Raw genomic sequence first — 26444 nt, 5'->3', positions numbered from 1 at the left:
TTTTATAAAGTTAATTAGCTTTGTCTGTCTTAATTACCGCCGCCTTTATAGGCGGCGGTAATGTCAGTAGAGTAAAAAAGATAGCAAGAATGGATGGTTCCAATGAAAACAAATTTATTATTTAACCAAAAAACAGTATTTTCCTTTGAGGTTTTTCCACCTAAAAAAACGTCACCATTAGAGACAATTTATAGCACATTACGCGAACTCGGTTATTTTAAACCTGACTTTATTAGTGTCACTTATGGTGCTGGTGGTAGCTTAAATGGCCAAACTACAATTGATATTGCACATTCGGTTAAACATACTTATGGTATTGAAAGTGTCGCCCATTTACCGGGGATCAACTTCGACAAAGCCGAAATGCTAAAAATTCTTCACGACCTCAAATGTGCCGGAATTGATAATGTATTAGCATTACGTGGTGATATCAGCCCCAATGTACCACCAAAAGATGATTTTCGTTTTGCTAGCGAATTAGTCACCTTTATTAAAGAAAACGGCGATTTTAATGTTATTGGCGCATGCTATCCAGAAGGGCATCTTGAAGCAACGACGCTTAAACAAGATTTAATCCATCTAAAAGAAAAAGTAAATGCCGGTACCGATCAGCTAATTTCACAACTATTTTTTGATAATGACTATTTTTATGCTTTTTTAGATAAAGCACATGACATGGATATTAATGTACCAATTGAAGCAGGCATTATGCCCGTTACCAATAAAAATCAGATTGAACGAATGGTTTCAATGTGTGGTGTTAATCTACCTAAGAAATTTAAGCAAATAATGGAAAAATATGAACATCATCCGGATGCATTTCGTGATGCTGGTATTGCTTATGCTATCGATCAGATTGTTGATTTAGTCTCACAAAATGTTGATGGTATCCATTTATATACAATGAACAATAGTTACATTGCTAGACGCATTAGCGAAGCGGTATCAACATTACTTGCTGTGCCAAAATCAGCGTAATTATTTAGTTGTTTGTAAGAATATGAGAAAGGTTTGGTAGAATTGGTTGCGGGGGCTGGATTTGAACCAACGACCTTCGGGTTATGAGCCCGACGAGCTACCAAGCTGCTCCACCCCGCGTCAAAGAGGTGGCTATATTATATCAATAAAATAATAAAGCAATACCCTACTAGTCTAACTGTCCTTTTTTTACACATTCCTTAACAAATAAAGACAATTTATATACTAAACGGTATACACTCCTCAATATTTTTTACAACTAAACTTATTCTAGTTGATTATCCATTATGCTAATATTTAACCAATTAGCAAAATCATTAATTGGAAAAAGGAAAAAATATGTCAACTCAATATCATGGATCTTGTTTATGCGGTAAAGTTAAATTATCTGTGCCGTTTGCTAATACGGATTTTAGTGCATGCCATTGCCAAACTTGTCGTAAATGGAGTGCAGGGCCTTTAATGACTTTAGCGCACAGTGGTGATTTAACGATAGAAGGGCAAGAGAACGTTACCCATTTTAACTCATCACAATGGGCGGAAAGAGCATTTTGTAAAGAGTGTGGCTCTCATCTTTATTATCATTTAAAAGGTACGCAAAATTATTATATTGCTGCTTGGATCTTTGATGATATTAAGGATTTAAAATTCACGGCTGAAGTTTTTATCGATAAAAAACCAACTTGCTATGCGTTTGCTAATCAGACTCACAAATTAACCGAAGCAGATATTTTAGCAATGGCTGAAGGAAAGGCTTAAAAAATAAATTATAATTTAATCTATTTATAAAAAAAGACGAGCTATAGCTCGTCTTTTTGTTTATTGATAAAGTGCCTGTAACGGTATCACACTATTAGCAGGATCGTAATCCAGAGCTGCTGTCGTAGCATAAGCTGCATTCATAGTCGTATCGTAATGGACTTTATATTGGATTGCACTACGGCGTAGGATTTTAGATGCTTCAATAGCTGCTCGACCTGAGGTTGTGTTAAGAATATAACTGTACTCGCCATTTTTAATATGATCATGAATATTTGGCCGACCTTCATTCTCTTTTTTGACAATTTGGCAGGCAATTCCTGCTTGTTGCAATGCTTTTGCCGTGCCAAGTGTGGCATCAATGCTAAATCCATGAGCGATTAATCGTTTAGCAACTTCTAATAGACGTGGTTTATCTTGTTCACGAATAGAAAGTAATGCTTTGCCAGATTTTTTCATGTTAGATAAACTACCAAGTTGTGCTTTAGCAAAAGCTTCGGCAAATGTTTTACCAATTCCCATGACTTCACCGGTTGAGCGCATTTCAGGGCCTAAAATAGGATCGACACCACTAAACTTATTAAATGGTAATACCACTTCTTTAACTGAGTAATAAGGAGGCAGCACTTCTTTAATCACATTCTGTTGTGCCAGCGATTTTCCTGTCATCACCCGAGCTGCAATTTTGGCCAATGGTAACCCTGTGGCTTTCGAGACAAAAGGTACCGTTCGTGCAGCTCGAGGATTAATTTCAATCAGATAAACTTGATTATCTTTTACGGCAAACTGTCCATTCATTAAACCTTTTACGTTTAGCTCGAATGCTAACTGTTTAGCTTGTTTACGCAGTTCAGCTAGAATTTCAGGACTTAATGTATACGTTGGTAGCGAACAAGCGGAATCGCCAGAGTGAATACCAGCTTGTTCAATATGTTCCATAATGCCACCAATAATAATTTGTTCACCATCAGCAATCACATCAATATCCACCTCGATTGCATCATCTAAAAAGTGATCAAGTAGTACAGGCGCATTATTTGACTCACTCACCGCAGTTTTAAAATAACGGCGTAAATCTTGTTCATTGTAAACAATTTCCATTGCTCGACCGCCTAATACATAAGATGGACGCACCACAAGTGGATAACCGATTTGCTCTGCCTTGATTACCGCTTCATCAATATCGGTTACGGTGGCATTAACTGGCTGTTTTAACTTTAATTTATCGACTACTTCTTGAAAACGTTTGCGATCTTCGGCTCTGTCTATGGCATCAGGTGAAGTACCAATAATTGGAATTCCTGCAGCTTCAAGAGCTCGCGCCAATTTCAGCGGAGTTTGTCCACCATACTGTACTATCACGCCATTAGGTTTTTCAACGTGGGCAATTTCAAGCACATCTTCAAGGGTAACCGGCTCAAAATAGAGTCTATCGGAAGTATCGTAATCGGTTGAAACCGTTTCGGGATTACAATTTACCATAATGGTTTCAAAACCATCTTCACGTAAAGCCAATGCTGCATGCACACAGCAGTAATCAAATTCAATGCCTTGACCAATTCGATTAGGCCCACCGCCCAAAATCATAATCTTTTTACGATTAAATTGTGGGTTGGCCTCACACTCTTGTTCATATGTTGAGTAAAGATAGGCTGTATCGGTTGAAAACTCGGCTGCACAGGTATCCACACGTTTATAAACTGGGTGAATATCATATTGTACGCGCAGATCTCGCACGGCTTGTTCTTGAGTATTAAGCAGTTTAGCAATACGAAGATCCGAAAAGCCTTTACGTTTAAGTTGCCATAATGACTCTTGATCAAGATCATTAATGGTTTGTTGCTTTAAGCGGTTTTCTATTTGCACTAATTCTTCTATTTGCACTAAGAACCAACGATCAATATGGGTTAATAAAAAGATTTCATCCAGCGTGAAACCAGCACGAAACGCATCAGCTAGATACCAAATACGCTCACTACCAGCTTCCTGCAATTCATAACGAATTTTAGTTAGATTCTTTTCATCACTATAATTATCGATTTTTTCGTCCAATCCACTGGCGCCAACTTCTAAACCTCGTAGTGCTTTTTGCATCGATTCTTGGAATGTTCGGCCAATGGCCATCACTTCACCCACTGATTTCATTTGCGTGGTTAAGCGATCATTACAGCCAGCAAATTTTTCAAAATTAAACCGTGGAATCTTAGTAACGACATAATCGATAGAAGGTTCGAAAGAAGCAGGTGTTTTTCCACCAGTAATATCATTGCAGAGTTCATCAAGTGTATAGCCAACCGCTAATTTAGCCGCGATTTTAGCAATAGGAAAACCCGTTGCTTTAGATGCTAACGCTGAAGAACGAGATACCCGAGGATTCATTTCAATCACAATTAATCGACCTGTTTTTGGATCAACCGAAAATTGAACATTTGAACCACCAGTTTCAACGCCAATCTCACGTAATACCGCAATTGAAGCATTACGCATAATTTGATACTCTTTATCTGTTAAGGTTTGTGCCGGTGCAACCGTGATTGAATCGCCAGTATGGATCCCCATAGGATCGAAATTTTCAATCGAACAAACAATAATACAATTATCGTTTTTATCCCGCACGACCTCCATTTCATACTCTTTCCAGCCAATCAATGACTCGTCGATCAGTAGTTCATTGGTTGGGGATAAATCAAGTCCACGAGTACAGATTTCTTCAAACTCTTCTTGATTATAAGCGATGCCACCGCCGGTTCCCCCCATTGTAAAAGAAGGACGAATAATACAAGGAAATCCGACTTGTTCTAGTACCGCATAAGCTTCTGTTAATGAGTGAGCAATACCAGAACGAGCTGTATCAAGACCAATTTTTTTCATCGCCTGATCAAAGCGTTTGCGATCTTCCGCTTTATCAATCGCATCGGCAGTAGCACCGATCATTTCAACATTAAACTCTTTTAATACACCCTGTTTTTCAAGCTCTAATGCACAATTTAATGCCGTTTGCCCCCCCATTGTCGGTAAAATGGCATCAGGTCGCTCTTTCTCAATAATTTTACGCACACATGTCCAGTGGATAGGCTCAATATAGGTAGCATCAGCCATTTCTGAATCGGTCATAATGGTTGCCGGATTCGAGTTAACTAAAATGACTCGATAGCCCTCTTCACGTAATGCTTTACATGCCTGAGCACCGGAATAATCAAATTCACAAGCTTGACCGATAACGATTGGCCCTGCGCCAATAATTAGAATACTTTTAATATCTGTTCGCTTAGCCATGTTATTGCTCCTGCTTATAAATTTTAATTAATTCGATAAAGTGATCAAAAAGTGGCGCAGCATCGTGTGGACCTGGACTGGCTTCAGGGTGTCCTTGAAAACTAAATGCAGGTTTTTGATTATGATGAATTCCTTGTAATGAACCATCAAATAAGGATTTGTGTGTAGCGCGTAAATGTGCTGGCAAGGTGTTCTCATCGACAGCAAAGCCATGATTTTGCGCTGTAATCATTACCCTATTATTTTCCAGATCTTTAACTGGATGGTTACCACCATGGTGACCAAATTTCATTTTGATAGTTTTAGCACCACAGGCTAGTGCTAACAGTTGGTGCCCCAAACAGATACCAAAAACAGGAATATCGGTAGTCAGAAACTGCTTAATCGCTTCAATGGCATAAGTACAAGGCGCCGGATCTCCTGGACCATTTGATAAAAAGATACCATCCGGATTCAGTGCCAGCACTTCATTTGCTGGCGTTTTAGCGGGAACAACAGTTAACTTACATCCACGCGCAACTAACATCCGTAAAATATTTTGTTTAACACCAAAGTCATAAGCAACAACATGATAAGGTAGTTCACTTTCTGCTTTTGGAGTTGGATGCTCTTGTTGAATGGTCCATACACTGCTGGTCCATGTATAACTTTTACTGCACGTCACATCTTGAGCCAGATCTAAACCACTTAACCCCTTATAATCTACTGCCTGCTGTTTGGCATTTTCTGCTTTATCAAGTAAGGTCTGTTTATCATTTGCGGTAATAATCACGCCATGTTGTGCCCCTTTTTCACGTAAAATACGTGTTAAACGACGTGTATCAATATCAGCAATCGCAATCACATTATGTTTTTTTAAATAACTTGAAAGATCCATTTCGCTACGATAATTACTTGCGATTAATGGTAAATCTCGAATAATCAATCCTTTTGCATAAACTTGTGTTGATTCATCATCAGCACTATTGGTACCAACATTACCAATATGCGGATAAGTTAATGTCACTATTTGTTCACAGTATGAAGGATCGGTAAGAATTTCTTGATAGCCTGTCATAGAAGTATTAAACACAACTTCACCAACAGTTTGGCCATCAGCACCAATTGATTTACCAATAAATTGCGAACCATCTTGTAAAATAAGGAGGGCATAAGTTTGCATGATTAAACGACCTTTTGATTAAATAATCAATAATTATGAATAAAAATTCAATTAATTGTTTTCTAAACAGACAATATTTGGCCATTTTATTACAATTTTTTAAACAAAAAAAGCAGTATTATAAAAAATAATTAAACAATAAAGTCTAATTTTTTAGACTATTCCATAATTTAACACCAATATTACATCAATATGAAATGTTTAACTTGAAATTGCATAATTATTCAAATAGAATCTTAATAATTTTTTATGGCTATTAGGAGCTCTGTATGCACGGTTTTTATCAACGTCATTTTTTACGTTTACTTGACTTTACTCCAGCAGAAATTAATCAATTAATTAATCTAGCTATTGAATTAAAAAAAGCCAAAAAACAAAGTACTGAAAAACAACATTTAGTTGGTAAAAATATTGCGCTTATTTTTGAAAAAGACTCAACTCGCACTCGCTGTGCATTTGAAGTTGGCGCATTTGATCAAGGTGCACAAGTTACCTATTTAGGGCCAAGTGGCAGCCAAATCGGCCATAAAGAATCAATTGCGGATACAGCTCGAGTATTAGGCAGAATGTATGATGGCATTGAATACCGTGGCTATGGGCAAGAAATTGTTGAAACCTTAGCTAAATATTCTGGTGTTCCGGTTTGGAATGGTTTAACCACTGAAGCACATCCAACCCAAATTTTAGCTGATTTTATGACCATGCAAGAACATATTGGTGAGCGAGCATTAAGCAGTGTTAAATTTGCTTATTTAGGTGATGCTCGTAATAACATGGGTAACTCATTAATGGAAGGTGCAGCACTTATGGGCATGGAAATTCGTTTAGTGGCTCCTAAAGCTTGTCAGCCAGAAGCAGAATTGGTACAAAAATGCCAAGAAATAGCCAAAACCACTGGCGCAAAAATCATTTTAACGGAAGATGTTGCTAATGGTGTTAAAGATGTGGATTTTCTATATACCGATGTATGGGTATCGATGGGCGAACCAAAAGAAGTTTGGGACGAACGAGTCAAATTATTAACTCCATATCAAGTAAATCAGGAAGTCATCAATTTAACTGGTAATCCAGAAGTCAAATTTATGCACTGTTTACCGGCTTTTCATGATATGAATACCACTGTTGGCAAACAAATGGCTGCTCAGTATGGTTTAAAAAATGGTTTAGAAGTGACAGATGAAGTCTTTGAATCTAAACATAGCATCGTTTTTGATGAAGCTGAAAACCGTTTGCATACAATTAAAGCGGTAATGGTTGCAACGTTAGCTAAAGATTAATAATATATTTGATTATCATCATTGCTTGGCTTGGCTAAGCAACTTTTTGCCGACCTAATGTCGGCATAATTTTATCAAAAGATTTTTATCATAATGACAAAACAAGAGCGAAATAGAGACTTTAAAAAATATGTGCAATTAACAAATCCTATCCATTTACTTGCGGTGGGTTTAGGATCGGGAATGTCACCTATTATGCCCGGCACAATGGGATCAGCAATGGCTATTCCACTTTGGTTACTATTTGATGGTTTGCAACCGTATTTATATTGGGTGTTAATAGTTGTCGCCTTTATTTTTGGTTGTTTTTTATGTCAAAAAACCTCGGATGATACCCACACCCATGATTCAGGGCATATAGTATGGGATGAATTTGTCGGTATGTGGATAACTTTATTTTTTATTCCACAGATTTCGATTTTATGGGTAACGATTGCGTTTGTCGCATTTAGAATCTTTGATATGGCCAAACCTTGGCCAATCCGTTGGTTTGATAAACGCGTACCAGGGGGATTTGGCATTATGGTTGATGATGTGATCGCGGCAATCTTCTCATCATTATCGGTTTATCTGTTAACCTTTATCATTTAAAGATAAATCTATCTTTAAATGATAATTTCAATATGAAAATAAGAGTTACTTAGCATAGCAACCCTTAAAACATTTTTTGTGACCAACCTAACTTACTCGATAAATTATTAAAATAATCATAGTCTTTAGTATGGATTAGATTAAATTCATAATTGGAGCGACGGATTATCACATCTTGGGTTGGCCTAACCGGTAAAATAATTTGGCTATCACAAGCAATATTAAGATCCAAAGCGGTAGTTGGAAATTTAAGATGAATCGGATCATCACTCTTAATCACTAAAGGTCTAACTGCCAAAGAGTGTGGAAACATTGGTGTAATAATTAACGCATCTAAATGTGGTGCAAGAATTGGACCACCGGCCGATAGTGAGTACGCGGTAGAACCGGTCGGTGTGGCAATAATTAAACCATCAGCACGCTGCGAAAATGCATTACGTTCATTGATATAGACATCATAATCGATCATATGAGCAACCGTATTGGGGGTAACCACTATTTCATTTACCGCAAAACCAGAATTAATTAACTGACCATCACTATAGATTGATACTTCCAGCAAAAATCGAGGATCATCATCATATTCACCTTTGATAACTGGGGTTAATTGTTCGATGACATGATCATGAGAAATATCGGTTAAAAAACCTAAATTACCTCGATTCACCCCAATTACTTTGATTTTATAGTGTGATAAGTGACGAGCGGAACGTAACATATTGCCGTCACCACCCACCACAATGGCTAAATCTGCTTGTTCACCAATAGTATCGAGAGACGCATAGACATTGCTAGGTAATTTAATATATTGCGCTAATCGATCTTCTACTAATACTGCAATACCTAAGTTAACTAGCCAGTCATAAAGTACCTGATGAGTTTCTATCGCCTCTAATTTACGTGGAATCCCAACCAAACCAATACATTTAAATGGTCTACCCATAATATATCCTTGTTCATTTTTGACTTAAGTATCATTATTTTTTTAGTTATCAATTAAAAAACACGATATCATCTTATCGTTAAACTTGTAATAATAAAATTTGTCCCCATAATAACTGTTATTCACTAAGTTTTCGACTAAATTTGGAGTACCGTATGACAGAACAAGAGAACAATATGTCAGAAAATGAAACAAACATTGAAACCCCAGCTGAGCAAAGTACTGAAGAGCAAACCTCATCACAACCAAGTGTTGAAGATCAGTTAAAGGCTAAAGATGCTCGCATTAGCGAACTTGAACAAGCACTGCAACTTGCTAAGAAAAACGAGAGTGAAGCAATGATTCGTGCTCGTGCTGAAATTGATAATGTACGCAAACGTGTTGAACAAGATGTTGATAAAGCACGTAAATTTGCTCTTGAAAAATTCTCAAATGAACTTTTACCGGTGATTGATAATCTTGAGCGGGCATTAGAATCTACCGATAAAAATAATCCTGAACATAAAGCAACGGTAGAAGGATTAGAGTTAACTCTTAAATCATTTTTAGATACGGTCAAAAAATTTGGTATTGAAGTTATCAATACAGCTGATTCACAGCTAAATCCTGATCTGCATCAAGCAATTAGTATGGTTGAATCGCCTGAACATCAATCAGGACAAATTGTTAATACTATTCAAAAAGGCTATACACTTAATGGCCGATTAATTCGACCAGCAATGGTGATTGTAGCTAAATAACGTTAGGCTATATAGTAAAAACCGCCAAATTAGTGGCGGTTTTTACTATCGATTCTTTTGCTCTTCACGAGTCAGTTTTTTCATCTTTTGTTCAATACGTTGCCGCTTTAATGGCGAGAGATAATCAACAAACAGTTTACCTTTTAAATGATCCATTTCATGCTGAATACAGATGGCTAACAGTTCATCAGCATCGATTTCGTAAGGATTACCATTACGATCTAACGCTTTAATCTTGATTTTTTCTGATCTTGGCACAAATCCACGGCAGTCAGGTATCGATAAGCATCCTTCTTCAATGCCTGTTTCACCCTCTTGACTAATCACTTCAGGATTAATAATCACATAAAGTTGGCTTTTATCTTCTGACACGTCAATCACAATAATTTGCTCATGCACATCAACTTGCGTTGCAGCAAGCCCAATGCCATGTTCAGCGTACATGGTTTCAACCATATTATCGATAATTTCTTGTAGCTCAGGTGTAAAATTAGAGACAGGCTTAGCAACTTTGCGAAGTCGTTCGTCTGGGAAACGTAATACCGGTAAAATAGCCATAAATTCTTCGATCTACTCCTCAATTTGGTGTTTTCTCAATTTCGTATACATTGTAAACATTTATTATGCCCATGAATAGCCTTAGTTGGCTATTGGTAAAATATATCTAATCAATTCTAGATATGGTTCAAGCGAAAGATGTATATAAAAGGGCTGTAATGAGTAAATATGAATTTTTATTGCGAATTTCAATGCTTGGCCATAAAAGAATGGGATATTTTGAGAAAATAGGGCTATATTTTAGCTCCGGTCTACCTAATAAAATAAATAATGTTCCATTATTATTGGAAAAGATAGGCATTTGTAAAACACTTCAAAGTCATTTTTTTGCGATTTCCTATCTTCATTTTGAACCCATCCTTGATTGGTTAGCTACCACTAACCCGCCTAAACATTTGATTGCTTATTGTGATTCAGATTATCCAACATTACTTAAACAAATTAGTTCACCACCGTTATTGCTATTTGTAATGGGAAATAAACAACTATTACATTCACCACAAATTGCGATGGTAGGTAGTCGTGAATTTAGTGAGTATGGTGCACAATGGGGACGATATTTTGCTGGCGAATTAGCCATTAATGGTTTAACAGTGACTAGCGGACTGGCCCTCGGGTTGGACGCTATTTGCCATCGCGGTGCACTTGAGGTATCAGGAAATACTATTGCTGTTTTGGGTAGCGGTTTAGCGCAAATTTCGCCACGTTCAAATGTTAGATTAGCCAATGATATTTTGTCACAAAATGGGGCTATCATTTCAGAATTTTATCCATTTGAAAAAGCAAGATCCGAATACTTTCCGCGCCGCAATCGTATTATTAGTGGATTAAGTTTAGGGACATTTGTGGTTGAGGCATCGGAAAAAAGTGGATCACTTATTACTGCTCGTTATGCGCTTGAACAAAATCGTGATGTTTTTGCTTTGCCGGGTGATATTGATAATCCAAATAGCCATGGAAGCCATTATTTAATCCAACAAGGCGCTTATCTGGTTACCAAACCAACCGATATTTTAGAACATTATAGTGGCTTTTTATCATCACTTAATCGACAGAATAATCATGAAAACAAAGAGTGTAATACCGTTTTATATCCAGAAATTTTTGCTGTTATTCATCATCAGCCTATTGCTGTTGATACAATCGCTACGCTAGTTGATTTACCCATTCCTGAGTTAACCATTAAATTATTAGATATGGAAATAGCTGGCTTAATTATCACCGTCACCGGAGGCTATATTCGTAACCGCACGATATAAAATTATCAGAAAAAATTGAGGAACGGGGTTTTTCAACATAAAAAACCGCTGTAAAGATACTGCGGTTCCTTAAAAAGAATAACTAAAAAGAATAACCAAGTTATTTATCGTCTACTTCAAGTGCAATTTCAGATAAGATAATGCCAGTATTATCAGCATAGATAAAGTCGCCAGAGAAGAACGTCACGCCACCAAAGTTAACGCGAATATCTATTTCACCAACACCTTGATCATCAGAGCCGACAGGAATTGCCGCTAGTGCTTGCACTCCAATTTCAGCATCAGCAAGATAATCTACTTGGCGCACAGCACCATAAACAATAATGCCTTCCCATTGGTTTTGTAGGGCAATATCAATTAATTCGGCATCTATCAATGCTCGACGCACCGAACCACCGCCATCAATAACCAATACTTTCCCAGCACCATTGGATTGTAACACTTCGTACAAAATGCCGTTATCTTCAAAACATTTCACGGTGACAGCTTGGCCAGAAAATGAAGCCACACCACCAAAGTTACTAAATATCGGTTCGACAACGTTCACATCTTCTGGGTAGTAATCGCAAAGAATTGATGTATCAAATTCCATGGTCGAGTCTCCTTATACTGTAATATCTATTCGGTTCTAGTATAACGCTAATATGAAGTAAAACGATATAAATTTGGAATAAACGTGAGCTAGCTCAAAATAATACCTAAACAATAAAGTAAATTAGTCAATAAAGCAAGTTTGACCATTTGTACTAATAGTGGCACAGCGTCTTTATTCGTATTAAATTTAAACACCATGTACATATGTTTGAGATACAACGGCAGTGCTAATAGGAAGATACCACTGCAATAAGTGTGTAACTGTTGATAAGCAAATAAACCAAAAAAAGATAATGATACAATTAACAAAACTAACTGATAACAACAACCATAAGTTTTGCCAATCAGCACAATCAAAGTCCGTTTATGATGTTGTTTATCACTTTCATAATCACGCAAATTATTAATATTTAGCACTCCCACAGCCAACAAACCACTAGCTATTGCAGGAAAAACGATTGATGCTGATAAAGTTTTAGTCTGTAAATAATAACTGCCCATCACACCAACTAAGCCAAAGAAGATTAACACCGATAGATCACCTAAGCCAATATAGCCATAAGGTTTTTTACCGACAGTATAAGTAATTGCTGCGATGATTGAAGATAAACCTAATAAGATAAAAATTAATAATTGATAACCGTTATTACAGGCTAACCAAAGTAGAGTCAATCCTGAGCAAACACACAATATAATGGTGATCCAGATAGCTATTTTTAACTGATTAAGAGTGATTAGACCTAGCTGTAAACCACGTTGATGGCCGATTAAATTGTGTTTATCGCCACCTTTAACCGCATCACCATAATCGTTGGCTAAATTTGATAAAATTTGTAACAACGCTGCAGTAATCATTGCTAATAACATAATTATTAGATCAAAAGAGTGTTGCCAATAGGCAAGCGCATTGCCCAACAAAATAGCAGAAAACGATAAAGCTAATGTTTTCGGACGTAAACTAATAATCCATGGATAACATTTATTGGCCATATAACTGTTTTTTTGCGAAAAAATCAATCATTCATCATATCAGTAATTGATAGTATATTCATCCATTAGCACTAACTAATTGATGGTTTATTATCAATTTTTTTATTATTGGAATGCATAAATTTCTTTATTTTTCTGATGTATCCTCTGACTTTACCCTCTCGTAATGCAGCAATAAAAAAGCCTAACGAACCATAAATTGCACCAAGAAATAGAATCATAAAGATATTAAATAAATTATCTGATAAACCTAATCCCATCTGATTTACTCCAGCAATCATATTGGTTGCCCAGGTCGATGGTAACATCCGTGATACCGTTTGTACCCATAACGGCATAGCATCAAGTGGCCATATGGTACCGGATAGATAAAATACCGGTGTTGTCAAAAAAGCTAAAGTTAAATAAATCATCTCGGTTCGATGTAAACATTCAGTCAGTAATTTACTTAAACCTAATACGCCTAACAATAGCGGAAATGTCATCACCAAAATCGCTGGTATACTAGCTAATTGCCGATAACCAAGCACCCATGGCCATAATCCAAACAGGACTAAAGACAAAAATAACCATATCGGAATAAGACCACATAAGCTACCAAATATGACAATTTTTGGCGGTTTGCCTTGTGGCAGTGAATGCAAAGTTAGATTAGTTCGTGTTGAAGCTATTAAAAAGGTATGTTGCAATAACATAACTAACAAACCAGGGAAAGTTATCGCCGCAAAACTGATACCAGCATTATAAAGCGGCATTGTTTGCCCTTTAATTGGTGATAAGATGATATTAATCTGTGGATCAGAAAAACCACTATTCCGCATCACCCGGGTATTATATTCGGTCAATATTTGTTGATATATTCCTCTAATATCCACCTGTATCAAACCATTTGCTAAACGGCTAGATGCATCGCCATAAGCAGGGATTGTCACATCCTCACCATTCAATAGTCGCTTTTCAAAATCCCGTGGAATGGTGAACACCGCAAATAATTTACGGCTGTTAATATCATCGTAGGCTTGCAATGAATTTTCATAAGTAAGCACATCAATTTTGGAACTGGTATTTAAAGAACGAATCAGACTTCGACTGGTGGTAGTATGATCTTGATCAACAATCGCAACCGGTAAATTGGTGATGGTACCATTTACATATACTAAACTCATTAACGAGACAGACACTAACAGCAACAGCCACATTGGTCGCATTAGCATATAAAAAAACATCTTTACTGCTGAAGATAAAAAGAGCTTAAGCATGCCAATATTGCCTCTTACTGTGAATGTAAACGTTTGACTAAACGTTTTCTTACTAATACTGTAATAATTATTGGATAGATCATTAAAATAGCGCAGGTTTTCAATACCGACATATAACTAGAATGCCGTAAAAATAGATCGAATAATTTATTAAGCGCATAGGTTAAAGGTTCAAGTGACGAAATAAATCTCGCTATCCACGGCATTGACAGTTCTGGCACAACTACCCCCGAATAAGTTAATGCCAATCCAACTAATACCCCAATATAGGTATAGGCATCTAATACATTTTTGGTAAACGAATAAAGTAAAATACCGATACTTTGTGCTGCAATCACATAAAAAAACACTACTAGCATCATAGCGAATGGCGAACCGGATACTCGAGCATCAGAAAATAACACCAGCATTGCAATTTCAAACATTAATAACATAGTATACCAAATGGTATAAGGTGCTAATTTACCCAAAACAAACGGATAATTAGGTCGAGTTCGTTTAGGTAATTTTGATAAAATATAAATAGTTGTCGTTACAACAAATAATTGTAATAGATGTACCACTGCAGAAAACTGCTGAAAGTACATTGAGTTACCACTGGCATTAAATAGCCCATCATAATTGAAATTAACTTGTGCAAGTTTTGGTACTGGCAAACCAATACTCGTCGCCATAGTGGTACGATATTGAGTATTTAATGAGGCAATCAAACCTGAATAATCCATTATAGAATAGAGGCCAGCACTATAGTATAAAGCATTATAATAGAGCATCGGCGTTGGTTGACGACCAGCTAATACATCAGCTTCAAAATTAGGTGGAATATATAAAATAGCGTAGATTTTTGCTTTTTCTAAATCGCGTTCTGCGGCCTTAAGCTGATTATCATAATTGAATAAATTTGCATGCGCACCAGCATTAAGATCGCGAACAATTTCACGAGATAAAGTACTTTTATCTTGATCGACATAGCCTACTGGTAGATCAAATAACACACCTCGATAAAAGATACTACTGATGATTACAAAGATAATCAGCGGTAAAATCCACATTAACCAGTGGAAAGTAAAGCGCTTAAATATATCTGGGATTTCATCGTTAAATGCGTCTTTAAAGCGATGCCAGAAGTCTAAAATTAGTTGTCGATTTTCCATAATGTACTCATACCTGCACGTAAGCCTTCTACAGGTTTAGTTGGATAAAGTCTAATTTCAAACGTTTTTAAATCAAAATCACCAGTCGCTCGGGTTGCCCGCTTAGTAGCATAATCTCCCATTGGCGCAATAAAACGAATTTCAGCTTCAATTTCTTTATTACCAAGCGCAGGAATTTCCAGCTTAACATGATCACCTTTGTGAATATTAGGCATAATATTTTCACGCAGATTAAACACAAAATAAGCTTGCGGTAAGCGAATAACCGTTAATAGTGGACTATTAGGATTAAATAGCTCGCCAACTTCAGCAGGAATTGAACCTACTTCCCCGTCTACTGGGGCTTTAACTTGCAAATCATCGTATTGGATCTGTAGTTGTTTAAGCTGTTCTTCGGCTTCTTTTAATTTAGCATTATAGATTTCACGTTGTTCAACCCGATCGCCATTTTTAGCTTGATCTAAATTAGCTTGAGCTGACAACACTTGTTGATAAGCCGCATCGCGAGTTTTTAGCGCACTATCTAATATTGATTGAGAGACGAAGCCTTTGGCCGAAATCGCTTTGTTACGATTGTATTCTTTAGAGGCGTTATCGTAAGCAACTTTAGCTTGTTCAAGTAATGCTTCATAATAACGAATACTCTCTTCACGAGTACCATTTTGAGAAAGTTGCACTTGTGCTTGTGCTTGCTCTCTGGCTGCTTCAGCGGCTTTAACTTGCGCTAATAATTCAGGACTATCGAGTGTAATTAAGATATCATTTTGCTTAACATCATCACCTCGATTGACATGAATAGTCTGCACTCGCCCCTTTGCTTTTGAGGAAATGCTAACATTAGGTGCATCCACTTCACCTTGCAAAATTAGCTGGCTACTATGAGCACGAATTAAAATCGTCATTGAAATTAAAATAACAATCAATGCAATTACAATAAAAATTTTTTTATTCATATATTTTTTAGATTAATAAGTATCAGATAAGACCTAAACAACTAGGATAATTGTATGTAATAAAGAATTAGCATACTTCAATTACAAATATTATATCATGGGATATCGTGCTAAATTTAAACAATCTAAGCTATATTTTATGCTCAAATAAGAATTAGAAAGAATTATTTACAACTATATTACAGATTATTCTATTTTAGCCTTAAATAAATTTCAATAATTGTAAACCATCATTTTAATAGATTTCATTTATAAATGTTATCAGTCAAAAGAAATAGATAAAAACCTACTTATTTAGTATGATATTTTTTAATTGAAATAATAAGGCTTAAAATATGCAAAAAATAATTATTATTGGCGGTGGTGCTGGCGGTTTAGAGCTTGCTACCGACCTAGGCGATAAATTAGGCAAAACTGATAAAGCTCAAATTACCTTAATTGATAAAAACAGTTATCATTTATGGAAACCACTATTACATGAAGTAGCAACTGGTGTACTTGATGAGCAAGTTGATAATATTTATTATGCATCGCAAGGACAACAGCATAATTTCGAATTTACCCAAGGTACCTTCACCAACCTTGATCGCAAACAAAAGCAAATTAGCATTATCAATCATAATGATGAAACTGTTCTTGTTGATTATGATATTTTAGTTATTGCTATTGGTAGCACTTCTAATGACTTTGGTACCCCTGGTGTGAAAGAACATTGTATCTTTTTAGATGACCAAAATGCCGCTATTCGCCTACGTGAAACCTTAATTAATAAATTTACTGGTTTTTGTTCGATCATTGATGACGATCAATCCAAAAAAGAAGATAAAATTCATATTGCTATCGTTGGCGGTGGCGCGACTGGTGTTGAATTAGCTTCTGAACTACCTCATATGGTGGAAACGTTTGGTGCTTGCGGTCGAAATAAAATGTGTTCCGATCTGTTAGATGTTTCAGTTATTGAAGCAACCGATCGTATTTTACCGGCTTTACCAGAAAAAACCGCAGCTAGTATTACTAACACACTAAAAAAACAAGGAATTCATGTATTAACTAATACCATGATCACTAAAGCGGAAAGTGATGGATTTTATCCGAAAGAAGGCGAAACCATTAAAGCCGATATGATGATCTGGACTGCCGGTGTTAAAGCTCCTGATTATTTAAAAGAGATCGCTGGTCTAGAATCAAGCCGATCAAATCAATTAGTGGTAAAACCAACATTACAAACATCTCGTGATGACAGTATTTTTGTTATTGGTGATTGTGCATACGCAATGCAAGACAATGGTCATGCTTCACCACCTACCGCTCAAGCAGCTCATCAAATGGCAAAAATTTGCTATGAAAATATTGTTAGATTATTAAACAACCAATCATTAAAAACATTTAAATACACTGATAAAGGTACTGTGATTTCATTACATGATACTGCTGAAGGTGTAGTCAAATTAATTGGTAATAGTGAAATGGGAGTGAAAGGATTTTTCGCTTTAATGATCCACAAACTACTCTATCGTATGCATCAAGCAAGCTTACTTGGTATTTTTAAAACTATTCGTTTCGCCAGTGCTAGCAAATTTATGTATAAAACCAAATCAACTTCGATTTTTAGTAATCGTGATTAATTGCTAAAAAATATTTAACAGCTACTGAAAAATTTTGTTAAGTAGCTGTTTTCGCTTATACTATTATCATAATTACAATTTTTAGATAATAGATGATGCGTTTTATTTTCATTTTTAGTTTACTTTTCGCTAGTTACACAGCTATAGCAAATTATCAGCCACATGATGGCGATGTCATTTTCCAATCTTCTCAATCAAATCAAAGTAAAGCCATTGAGCAAGCAACAAATTCACCTTATAGTCATGTAGGAATCATTTTTATTAAAAATGGCAAACCTTATGTTTTTGAAGCAGCAAGTAAAGTTATTTATACCCCGTTAGATAAATGGATAAATCGTGGTAAAAATAAAACATATGTGATTAAACGGTTAAAAAATCATTCTTTATCTCAGCAAGAAATTACCAGTTTAAAACAAGTTGCCCATAAATTTGAAAACAAACCTTACGATATTTGGTTTGGTTGGGATGACAAATATATTTATTGTTCAGAATTAGTGTGGAAAATTTATAATCGAGCGCTTAAATTAAAAATTGGTCAATTACAAACAATTAAAGATTTTAATTTATCATCGCCAGCGGTTAAACAAAAACTAAAAGAACGTTATGGTAATAACATTCCATATCAAGAAACGGTGATATCACCGGTTGCGATATTTAATTCACCACTACTTATCACTGTTGATAAGCGGGATTAAATTAGTAATAATCTTTTTATTGGTGCAAAGCTTTTACGATATAGATGATTCACGCCATGTTGTTCAATGGCGTTTAAATGATCTTTGGTTGGATAGCCTTTATGTTTAGCTAAACCATATTGAGGGTATAACTTATCAAGCTCAACCATTTCACGATCACGGGTCACTTTGGCTAAGATCGATGCAGCACTAATTTCAGCCACTAACAGATCACCTTTAACCACTGCTTGGGTTCGAATACCAAAATTAGGGCACCGATTACCGTCAACTAACACATAATTTGGTTTAATGTTTAAGCCAGACACGGCTCGTTGCATTGCCAGCATGGTAGCATGTAGGATATTGAGTTCATCAATTTCATCAACCGATGCTCTAGCGACACACCATGCTAATGCATTTTGTTTAATAATATCAAAGAGTGCTTCACGTTTTTTTTCTGATAATTTTTTAGAATCAGTTAATCCCTCAATCGGTTTATTCGGATCTAAAATCACCGCAGCAGTTACGACATCGCCACAAAGTGGTCCGCGACCAACTTCATCAACACCGGCAATTAATGTCGCATCAGGGTAAGTAAACTCTAATAACAAGGGGAATCCTCTAATACATCTAATACCGCCTGGGCAGCTTGTTCATCAGCATTACAGCGAATTTGTTTATGTAAAGCTAAAAATGTTGCTTTTAGTTCGGTGTTGTCACTTTCTAAAAAAGGTAAAACATGATTAGCGATATTTTCTGGTGTACAGTCGTGCTGTAATAATTCAGGGACGATTTCTTTACCCGCTAGAATATTAGGTAGAGAAACATAAGGGGTTTTGATAAGTTTTTTTGCCAGCCAAAAGGTGAAAGCTTTCATTTTATAGCCAACAACCATTGGGCATTTAGCCAGCATACACTCAAGTGCCACCGTCCCTGAAGCTAAAATTGCAGCATTACTGGCAATCATAGCTTCCCGAGCATAACCATCTAATAATTGCAGCTTAAGCTCTGGTGCAATCTCTGCCTTTATTTGTTCAAATTCCGCTCTTCTTTTGCTATTCACTAATGGAACTACAATATGTAAATCAGGGAATTTATCACGTAACAATTGCGCTGCTTTTAAAAAAGGCTCAGATAATAATGTCACTTCGGCATGGCGACTGCCGGGTAATAAGGCTAAACATTGGCAATCAACAGGAATACCTAACTGTTGACGCATAGCTGTTTGATTGGGTTCGAGGGGAATATCATCAGCCATTTTATGACCAATAAATCGACAAGGTACATCAAATTTATCATAAAAGGCTTTTTCAAAAGGCAAAAAAGCTAAAATAAGATTGGTATTGCGTTTAATTTTAAATACCCGCTTTTGCTTCCAAGCCCAAACAGAAGGACTGACATAATGAATCGTTTTAATCCCAGCTTGCTTAAGTTTACCTTCTAACGAGAGATTAAAATCCGGCGCATCAATACCAATAAAAACATCGGGTTTGAGATCAATCAAACGTTTAGTAATATCACGACGAATAGCTAAAATACGCCGTAGCCGACCTAATACCTCAACAATCCCCATCACTGATAGCTCGTCCATTTCATACCAAGCTTGGCAACCTTCAGTTTGCATTAGTGGACCAGCAATACCGACAAATTTAATATTAGGATGGTGTTTTTTAAGAGTGCGAATTAAACCGGCACCAAGAATATCGCCAGATGTTTCACCAGCGACCAGAGCAATAGTTAACTGCTTATCTGTCATTAACGGATAATGCCTCGGGTTGAACGAGCAAAAAAGTCGTTAAACAGCTGTACTTCTGGATACTGTTTAGCTAGCATTGCAATTTCAACTTTTGCATCGTCAAGCGTTAATCCATTTCGATATAGAATTTTGTACGTGTTACGGATGGCTTGTAGTGCTTCTTTACTAAAGCCACGACGTTTTAATCCTTCATAATTGACGCCATGTGGTGTTGCGTGATTTCCTTGAGCAATAACATAAGGAGGTACATCTTGAGCAACGCCAGAACAACCGCCAACCATAACATGAGAACCGATTACACAAAATTGGTGTACTGCGGTCATACCGCCAATAATCACATGATCATCTAACTGAACATGACCACCAAGCGTGGCATTATTAGCCAAAATACAACGATCACCAATAATACAATCATGCGCAACATGGGCATTAATCATCAATAAATTATCACTACCAATACGAGTTAACTCACCACCTTGAACAGTGCCACGATGAATCGTCACACTTTCACGGATCAGATTGCGATCACCAATTTCAGTGCGAGTTGGCTCGCCACGATATTTCAGATCTTGGTTAACTTCACCAATTGAAGCAAATTGATAGATTTGATTATTTTGACCAATTTTGGTGTGTCCATTAACGACAACATGTGATTTTAAACAGGTACCATCACCTATTTCAACATGTTCACCAATATAACAAAAAGGCCCGATTTTGACATTATCACCAATCTTTGCCCCCTTTTCTATTACTGAACTTGGGTGTATTTCCGTTGCCATAGCAATTCCTTAATACATTTGGGATATTTCAAAATCAAAATTATTTACGAGCACACATCATCTCTGCTTCGCAAACTAATTTGCCATCGACTGTTGCAACACCATGGAACAATGCAATGCCTCGACGCTCTTTAATATATTCAACATCAAGCATAATTTGATCACCTGGCACCACTGGTCGCTTAAAGCGAGCTTTATCAATTGAAGCAAAATAATAAAGTTGACCTGGTGACAATTCTTCAATACTTTTAAAGGCTAAAATTCCAGTTGCTTGCGCCATCGCTTCTAAAATTAAAACGCCTGGGAAAATAGGTTTATTCGGGAAGTGACCTTGGAAGAATGGTTCATTTACAGTTACATTTTTAATGGCTTTTAATGTTTTACCTTTCTCATAACTAAGTACACGATCAACCATCAAAAACGGATAACGGTGTGGAAGTAAACTAATAATTTCTTCAATATCAAGGGTATTAAGTTCGGTAGTCAAAATAGCTATCCTTATACATTATTTGCTATAAATTATTTGTATTATAACTGAGGATACCACTTTCACTCAAGGAGTGATTTAAGCCACAAATTTTAAAATTCGTAATGACTAAAAAATCAAATAAATGCAATAAATTATCTAAATGATATGTAAATACTATTTTATACTATATTAGATCATATATAATATGTTCAATATTTAGCTAAAAAGATATTTAACTTGGAGAGTAGAATGAAATCATTTATAAAAATGACATTAGTAAGTAGTGCTATCGTATTAGCATTGGCTGGCTGTGATGACAAAAAAACCACTGAAGAAAACAAAGCACCAGCACCAGCAGCAACAACCACTGCACCGGCAAATAGCACTGAAAATGCTAATACCAATACGACAGAAAGTAAAACTGCAGCAACGACTGCGCAAAACTCAGCGGATAAAGTGACAATTTCAACTGATGCGCAAAAAGAAGCTTACGCATTAGGTTCTTCATTTGCTAACTATATGAAATCAAATTTAGAACAAAATGAAGTAACTGCCGATCAAGAATACCTAATCAGTGGCTTTAATGAAACCATGCGTGGTGCCTCACAACTTAGCCAAGATGAAGTTAAAAATATATTAGATGCTTTTGGTAAACGAATTCAAGAAGAAAGCCAAGCTCGTTTTGAAAAACAAAAAACTGAAAATACTGCTGCTGGTGAAAAATATCGCGAGGATTTTGCTAAGCAAGAAGGTGTAATTAAAACTAAATCTGGTTTAATGTATAAAATTCTTAATGAAGGAACCGGTCGTCATCCGTCAGCAGAAGATACCGTTATTGTTCATTATGTTGGTACATTAACAGATGGTCGTACATTTGACAGTTCTTATGATCGTAACGAACCTGCAACTTTCCCACTTAATGGAGTAATTAAAGGTTGGACAGAAGGCATCCAATTAGTTGGTGTTGGTGGTAAAATTAAATTAGTTGTGCCACCTGAATTAGGATATGGTGACCAAAGCTTCCCGAGTCAAGGTGACAAAGCAAGTATTACACCAGCATCAACGCTAGTTTTTGAAGTTGAACTACTTGGTATTGATGATGATAAGGAAAATAATCCAGCATCATCAACTGAGCCAGAACAAACGCAAGAGCAAAATCAACCAGCAGCTAACTAATTTGATGAAACCATTAAGTTATACATTGGTTATTATGGGTCCCGCTTATGGGACCCAATCTGCTTATTGTGCCTATCAATTTGCTCAAACACTGCTTGCAAATAGTAACCATTCAATTGCTAACATATTTTTCTATGCTGACGGCGTTTATAATGCTAATTGTTATAGTGATCCAGCCAATGATGAATTTGATCTAGTCAAAGCTTGGCAACGCTTAGCAAAACAGTATTCGTTAAAACTGACTGTTTGCGTAGCTGCCGCGCAAAGACGTGGTATCGGTGTAAATAATCTTGCCGAACATTTTGAATTAACCGGTCTTGGCGAGTTGAGTGAAGCAGTAGCAAGTTCAGATCGAGTTCTACAATTTTAAATATAGGCAGATAACATGAAAAAAGTAGCAATCATTATTAGCTCAGCACCACATGGCACTGCCAAAGGTCGAGAAGCATTAGATACCGCTTTAGCCCTTTCAACATTCAATCATATATCGGTCTTTTTTATCGGCGATGGTGTATTTCATCTATTAGCTAATCAACATCCAGAGTTGATATTAATGCGTGATTACATTGCCACTTTTAATATGTTGGAACTTTATGACATTGAAGATGTTTATGTCTGTAAAGCATCATTAGATGAACGTAAATTAAGCCAGACTCCCCTCAATATTGCAAACCAACTAATTGATAAGAATCAGTTAACTCAACTATTAGCCAATCAAGATGTGATTTTACGCTTCTAAAGCCTGCTAAAAAAACCGTTTCCTCAAAATTTTTATATAATCTTATCAATATTTTAGTTACCAAAAAATAGATCAATCGTTTTTAAAACAATATAAAAATCCCCATGACTTTTATCATTACTGATTAAGTCACAGGGATAATTTTACTAAAATTTGTTAGATAAAATTTCGATTAAACAAGTTTTTTCATTTGATCTGCAATCTTTTCAGCTTGTTGACCAACTACGATTTGTACGCCTGTTTTACCTAATTTTATAACTGCCATTGCACCTAGTGCTTTAGCTGCTTGTTCATCAATTAGATCGGTATCATGAACATTCAAACGTAAACGAGTAATACATGAATCAATATTAGTTAAGTTTTCTTTACCACCAATAACTACTAAATATTGTTCAGCAAGTTTAGATAAATCACCACCAACTGGTGCATTTTCTTGTGCTGATGTTTCTTCAGTAATTTCAGTTGCATTAGCAACATCATCTTCACGACCTGGTGTTTTAAGATTGAATTTCACAATTACAAAGCGGAATACGATATAGTAAACAAAGAAGAATACTATACCTTGTAGAATTAACATATACCAATGTACAGCTAATGGGTTACGAGATTGTAACAACATATCGATTAGACCTGCACTGAATGCAAATCCAGATATCCATTGCATTGTTGCAGCAATAAATAGAGAGATCCCCGTTAAAACAGCATGGATTACATATAACACAGGCGCAACAAACATAAACGCAAACTCTAATGGTTCAGTAATACCAGTAAAGAAGGCCGCAAAAGATGCCGCTAACATGATTGAAGCTGTTTTATCTTTATTACCTTTTTTAGCAGTATGATAAATTGCCAGTGCAGCGCCAGGTAAACCAAACATCATAATAGGGAAGAAACCTGCTTGATAACGACCAGTTATACCTGCAATCGCTTTACCAGATTCAATAGAACCTTGTCCGCCTAAGAAGTTAGGAATATCATTAACACCAGCAACGTCAAACCAAAATACTGAGTTTAAAGCATGGTGTAGGCCAACAGGAATTAATAAACGGTTAAAGAAGCCATAAATACCTGCACCTACTGAACCTAAATTCTTAATCCATTCACCAAAAGATACTAATGCGCTAAAGACCATAGGCCAAATAAAATATAGCACTACAGAAACAAGTAACATCACAATAGATACAATGATTGGGACCAAACGCTTACCACTGAAAAAAGCTAATGTTTTATGTAGTTCAACAGAACTAAAGCGGTTATATAGTTCAGCAGACATAATCCCAACTAAAATACCGATAAATTGGTTATTTATCTTGAAAAAAGAGGGAGATATCTGTGCCTCCCAACCTTTTACACTGGTATCAACACCTTCAAATAGGGCAATAGTATTTGGTGATAATAGTGTAGTAATGATTAAAAAGCCTACCAATCCAGATAATGCTGCTGCGCCATCTTTATCTTTAGACATACCATACGCAACACCGATTGCGAAAAGAATTGGCATATTATCGATAATAGCACTGCCGGATTTAATCAAAAATGCCGCAGCAATATTGTTGGCACCCCAACCATCTGAATCAATCCAATAACCAATACCTAAAAGTATTGCTGCAGCAGGTAATACTGCCACGGGCACCATTAAAGAGCGCCCAATTCGTTGTAAATAAGCTAAAATTCCCATAGTTTTGCCTCATATTATCATTAGGGAGTTACTTAAAAATAATAAAATCTCACATCGTTAAGTAAAAGAAGTAAGTCAAATATATTTGACATTATATTATTTTACTTCGCAAATTAAATGTTTGCTTTTTGTGATTTATATCACGCTTTTTTTTTGCTTAATTAGTTTAATATAGTAAAATAACTACAACATTTTTTACTTTAAAAAAAAAGATTTATTCAATTATATCAGAAGAGATTATATTTTATGAGACTTATTCCTTTAAAAAATGCGCAAGAAGTTGGCGCGTGGGTTGCTCAGCGCATCGTAAACAAAATTAATCAATTTAATCCAACTGCAGATCGTCCTTTTTTACTAGGTTTACCAACGGGAAGTTCACCATTAGTAATGTATCAACAACTAATTAAACAGTACCAAGCAGGTAAAGTAAGTTTTAAACATGTCGTGACATTTAATATGGACGAGTATGTCGGTATTCCTGAAGATCATCCACAAAGTTATCACACTTTTATGTATGAAAATTTCTTCAACCATATTGATATTGATAAAAACAACATCCATATATTAAATGGCAATGCAGCTGATATAGAACAAGAATGCCAAGAATATGAAGAAAAAATCAAATCCTATGGCAAAATCAATATTTTCCTTGGTGGCGTAGGCCAAGATGGACATATTGCATTTAATGAGCCAGGTTCTTCACTTTGTTCACGAACTCGTATCAAAACCTTAACTGAAGATACCATTATTGCTAATTCACGCTTTTTTGATAATGATATCAAACAAGTGCCAAAACATGCATTAACCATTGGTGTTGCAACATTAATGGATGCCGAAGAGGTAATTTTATTAGTTTGTGGACACAACAAAAGTTTAGCATTGCAAGCAGCGGTAGAAGGAAGTGTTAACCATTTATGGACTGTTTCCGCATTACAAATGCATCCAAAATCAATTATTGTTTGTGATGAGACAAGCACTGATGATCTTAAAGTAAAAACACTAAAATATTTTAAACAAATGGAAGCAGATAATCTTCAAGTAACCATTTTATAAAG

General features: G+C 36.0%; 26 protein-coding genes and 1 tRNA gene. 12 read left to right on the top strand and 15 right to left on the bottom strand.

Features of this window, described 5'->3' with window-relative positions; translation table 11 throughout:
- Positions 1-102 precede the first annotated feature (102 nt).
- Entirely contained in the window at positions 103-978 is an 876-nt protein-coding gene (gene metF, locus H3T83_RS08915; RefSeq protein ID WP_198198708.1) for a methylenetetrahydrofolate reductase [NAD(P)H], read from the top strand.
- A 43-nt stretch (positions 979-1021) separates the two neighbouring features.
- Here metF and H3T83_RS08910 read toward each other — a convergent pair.
- Positions 1022-1098 (bottom strand) — tRNA-Met (locus H3T83_RS08910).
- Positions 1099-1317: 219 nt separating this feature from the next.
- Here H3T83_RS08910 and H3T83_RS08905 point away from each other — a divergent pair.
- A complete protein-coding gene (locus H3T83_RS08905) occupies positions 1318-1737 on the top strand; it encodes a GFA family protein (RefSeq protein WP_025316813.1) in 420 nt (139 codons plus the stop codon).
- 60 nt (positions 1738-1797) lie between these two features.
- On the opposite strand, the gene carB is transcribed toward H3T83_RS08905, so the two are convergent.
- Both carB and carA read right to left on the bottom strand, forming a co-directional pair.
- A complete protein-coding gene (carB, locus tag H3T83_RS08900) occupies positions 1798-5013 on the bottom strand; it encodes a carbamoyl-phosphate synthase large subunit (protein WP_198215572.1) in 3216 nt (1071 codons plus the stop codon).
- A 1-nt stretch (position 5014) separates the two neighbouring features.
- The gene (gene carA, locus H3T83_RS08895; protein ID WP_198215571.1) at positions 5015-6175 is read right to left on the bottom strand and encodes a glutamine-hydrolyzing carbamoyl-phosphate synthase small subunit; all 1161 of its coding nucleotides are present in this window, start codon (positions 6173-6175) and stop codon (positions 5015-5017) included.
- A gap of 269 nt (positions 6176-6444) precedes the next feature.
- Here carA and argF point away from each other — a divergent pair, with 269 nt between their 5' ends.
- Together argF and H3T83_RS08885 are read left to right on the top strand one after the other, a co-directional pair.
- Positions 6445-7452 (top strand): ornithine carbamoyltransferase, encoded by a 1008-nt coding sequence (gene argF, locus H3T83_RS08890; protein WP_086361218.1) that lies wholly within the window; start codon positions 6445-6447, stop codon positions 7450-7452.
- Between the two features lie 93 nt (positions 7453-7545).
- The gene (locus H3T83_RS08885; RefSeq protein WP_086361481.1) at positions 7546-8043 is read left to right on the top strand and encodes a phosphatidylglycerophosphatase A; all 498 of its coding nucleotides are present in this window, start codon (positions 7546-7548) and stop codon (positions 8041-8043) included.
- 64 nt (positions 8044-8107) lie between these two features.
- On the opposite strand, the gene nadK is transcribed toward H3T83_RS08885, so the two are convergent.
- Complete coding sequence (nadK, locus tag H3T83_RS08880) at positions 8108-8986, bottom strand: NAD(+) kinase (protein WP_065579107.1); 879 nt, start codon at positions 8984-8986, stop codon at positions 8108-8110.
- Between the two features lie 155 nt (positions 8987-9141).
- Between nadK and grpE the strand changes: the two genes are divergently transcribed.
- Positions 9142-9726 carry a nucleotide exchange factor GrpE gene (gene grpE, locus H3T83_RS08875; protein WP_198215570.1) on the top strand — a complete coding sequence of 195 codons (585 nt, stop codon included), beginning with the start codon at positions 9142-9144 and terminating at the stop codon, positions 9724-9726.
- Positions 9727-9771: 45 nt separating this feature from the next.
- Here grpE and def read toward each other — a convergent pair whose 3' ends face one another.
- Positions 9772-10284 (bottom strand): peptide deformylase, encoded by a 513-nt coding sequence (gene def / locus H3T83_RS08870; RefSeq protein WP_065613687.1) that lies wholly within the window; start codon positions 10282-10284, stop codon positions 9772-9774.
- Between the two features lie 158 nt (positions 10285-10442).
- Here def and dprA point away from each other — a divergent pair, with 158 nt between their 5' ends.
- Positions 10443-11543, top strand: coding sequence for a DNA-processing protein DprA (gene dprA / locus H3T83_RS08865; protein WP_165601699.1), 1101 nt, complete (start codon positions 10443-10445; stop codon positions 11541-11543).
- A gap of 100 nt (positions 11544-11643) precedes the next feature.
- Here the strand turns inward: dprA and rraA are convergent, their stop codons facing one another.
- The 5 genes from rraA to H3T83_RS08840 all read right to left on the bottom strand — a co-directional run bounded on the left by rraA (position 11644) and on the right by H3T83_RS08840 (position 16493).
- Positions 11644-12135 (bottom strand): ribonuclease E activity regulator RraA, encoded by a 492-nt coding sequence (rraA, locus tag H3T83_RS08860; RefSeq protein WP_065652039.1) that lies wholly within the window; start codon positions 12133-12135, stop codon positions 11644-11646.
- An 89-nt stretch (positions 12136-12224) separates the two neighbouring features.
- Positions 12225-13127 carry a 1,4-dihydroxy-2-naphthoate polyprenyltransferase gene (locus H3T83_RS08855; protein WP_086321070.1) on the bottom strand — a complete coding sequence of 301 codons (903 nt, stop codon included), beginning with the start codon at positions 13125-13127 and terminating at the stop codon, positions 12225-12227.
- Positions 13128-13198: 71 nt separating this feature from the next.
- Positions 13199-14386 carry an ABC transporter permease gene (locus H3T83_RS08850; protein WP_065579103.1) on the bottom strand — a complete coding sequence of 396 codons (1188 nt, stop codon included), beginning with the start codon at positions 14384-14386 and terminating at the stop codon, positions 13199-13201.
- A gap of 14 nt (positions 14387-14400) precedes the next feature.
- Entirely contained in the window at positions 14401-15540 is a 1140-nt protein-coding gene (locus H3T83_RS08845) for an ABC transporter permease (protein WP_198215569.1), read from the bottom strand.
- The gene (locus tag H3T83_RS08840) at positions 15522-16493 is read right to left on the bottom strand and encodes an HlyD family secretion protein (RefSeq protein WP_198215568.1); all 972 of its coding nucleotides are present in this window, start codon (positions 16491-16493) and stop codon (positions 15522-15524) included. The genes H3T83_RS08845 and H3T83_RS08840 overlap by 19 nt, the downstream gene beginning before the upstream one ends.
- 335 nt (positions 16494-16828) lie before the next feature.
- On the opposite strand from H3T83_RS08840, the gene H3T83_RS08835 reads away from it, so the two are divergent.
- Positions 16829-18118 carry an NAD(P)/FAD-dependent oxidoreductase gene (locus H3T83_RS08835; RefSeq protein ID WP_198215567.1) on the top strand — a complete coding sequence of 430 codons (1290 nt, stop codon included), beginning with the start codon at positions 16829-16831 and terminating at the stop codon, positions 18116-18118.
- 95 nt (positions 18119-18213) lie between these two features.
- Positions 18214-18813 (top strand): YiiX family permuted papain-like enzyme, encoded by a 600-nt coding sequence (locus H3T83_RS08830; protein ID WP_370528028.1) that lies wholly within the window; start codon positions 18214-18216, stop codon positions 18811-18813.
- Here H3T83_RS08830 and rnhB read toward each other — a convergent pair.
- Genes rnhB through fabZ form a run of 4 tightly spaced genes read right to left on the bottom strand, consistent with a single transcriptional unit; the run spans position 18810 to position 21814 of the window.
- Positions 18810-19403 (bottom strand): ribonuclease HII, encoded by a 594-nt coding sequence (rnhB, locus tag H3T83_RS08825; protein ID WP_065613672.1) that lies wholly within the window; start codon positions 19401-19403, stop codon positions 18810-18812. The two genes, H3T83_RS08830 and rnhB, sit on opposite strands and share 4 nt — an antisense overlap.
- A complete protein-coding gene (lpxB, locus tag H3T83_RS08820) occupies positions 19394-20548 on the bottom strand; it encodes a lipid-A-disaccharide synthase (RefSeq protein WP_198215566.1) in 1155 nt (384 codons plus the stop codon). The genes rnhB and lpxB overlap by 10 nt, the downstream gene beginning before the upstream one ends.
- Entirely contained in the window at positions 20548-21327 is a 780-nt protein-coding gene (lpxA, locus tag H3T83_RS08815) for an acyl-ACP--UDP-N-acetylglucosamine O-acyltransferase (protein WP_198215565.1), read from the bottom strand. The genes lpxB and lpxA overlap by 1 nt, the downstream gene beginning before the upstream one ends.
- A 40-nt stretch (positions 21328-21367) precedes the next feature.
- Complete coding sequence (gene fabZ / locus H3T83_RS08810) at positions 21368-21814, bottom strand: 3-hydroxyacyl-ACP dehydratase FabZ (protein ID WP_034903732.1); 447 nt, start codon at positions 21812-21814, stop codon at positions 21368-21370.
- Between the two features lie 231 nt (positions 21815-22045).
- Between fabZ and fkpA the strand changes: the two genes are divergently transcribed.
- The 3 genes from fkpA to tusC are packed head-to-tail and all read left to right on the top strand — an operon-like array spanning position 22046 to position 23711.
- Positions 22046-22972: an FKBP-type peptidyl-prolyl cis-trans isomerase gene (gene fkpA / locus H3T83_RS08805; RefSeq protein WP_198215564.1), complete on the top strand. Its 927-nt coding sequence runs from the start codon at positions 22046-22048 to the stop codon at positions 22970-22972.
- Positions 22973-22976: 4 nt separating this feature from the next.
- A complete protein-coding gene (gene tusD / locus H3T83_RS08800) occupies positions 22977-23342 on the top strand; it encodes a sulfurtransferase complex subunit TusD (protein WP_065579096.1) in 366 nt (121 codons plus the stop codon).
- Between the two features lie 15 nt (positions 23343-23357).
- Positions 23358-23711 carry a sulfurtransferase complex subunit TusC gene (gene tusC, locus H3T83_RS08795; RefSeq protein ID WP_198215563.1) on the top strand — a complete coding sequence of 118 codons (354 nt, stop codon included), beginning with the start codon at positions 23358-23360 and terminating at the stop codon, positions 23709-23711.
- 172 nt (positions 23712-23883) lie between these two features.
- Here the strand turns inward: tusC and nagE are convergent, their stop codons facing one another.
- The gene (gene nagE, locus H3T83_RS08790) at positions 23884-25389 is read right to left on the bottom strand and encodes an N-acetylglucosamine-specific PTS transporter subunit IIBC (protein ID WP_086321074.1); all 1506 of its coding nucleotides are present in this window, start codon (positions 25387-25389) and stop codon (positions 23884-23886) included.
- A 246-nt stretch (positions 25390-25635) separates the two neighbouring features.
- On the opposite strand from nagE, the gene nagB reads away from it, so the two are divergent.
- Complete coding sequence (gene nagB / locus H3T83_RS08785; RefSeq protein ID WP_065579093.1) at positions 25636-26442, top strand: glucosamine-6-phosphate deaminase; 807 nt, start codon at positions 25636-25638, stop codon at positions 26440-26442.
- Positions 26443-26444: the final 2 nt, after the last annotated feature.

It is taken from the genome of Gilliamella sp. M0320 (assembly GCF_016101635.1).
Classification (GTDB): domain Bacteria; phylum Pseudomonadota; class Gammaproteobacteria; order Enterobacterales; family Orbaceae; genus Gilliamella; species Gilliamella apis.
Note: the sequence above shows the minus strand (reverse complement) of the source record. Positions and strands in the feature narration are given on the sequence as shown.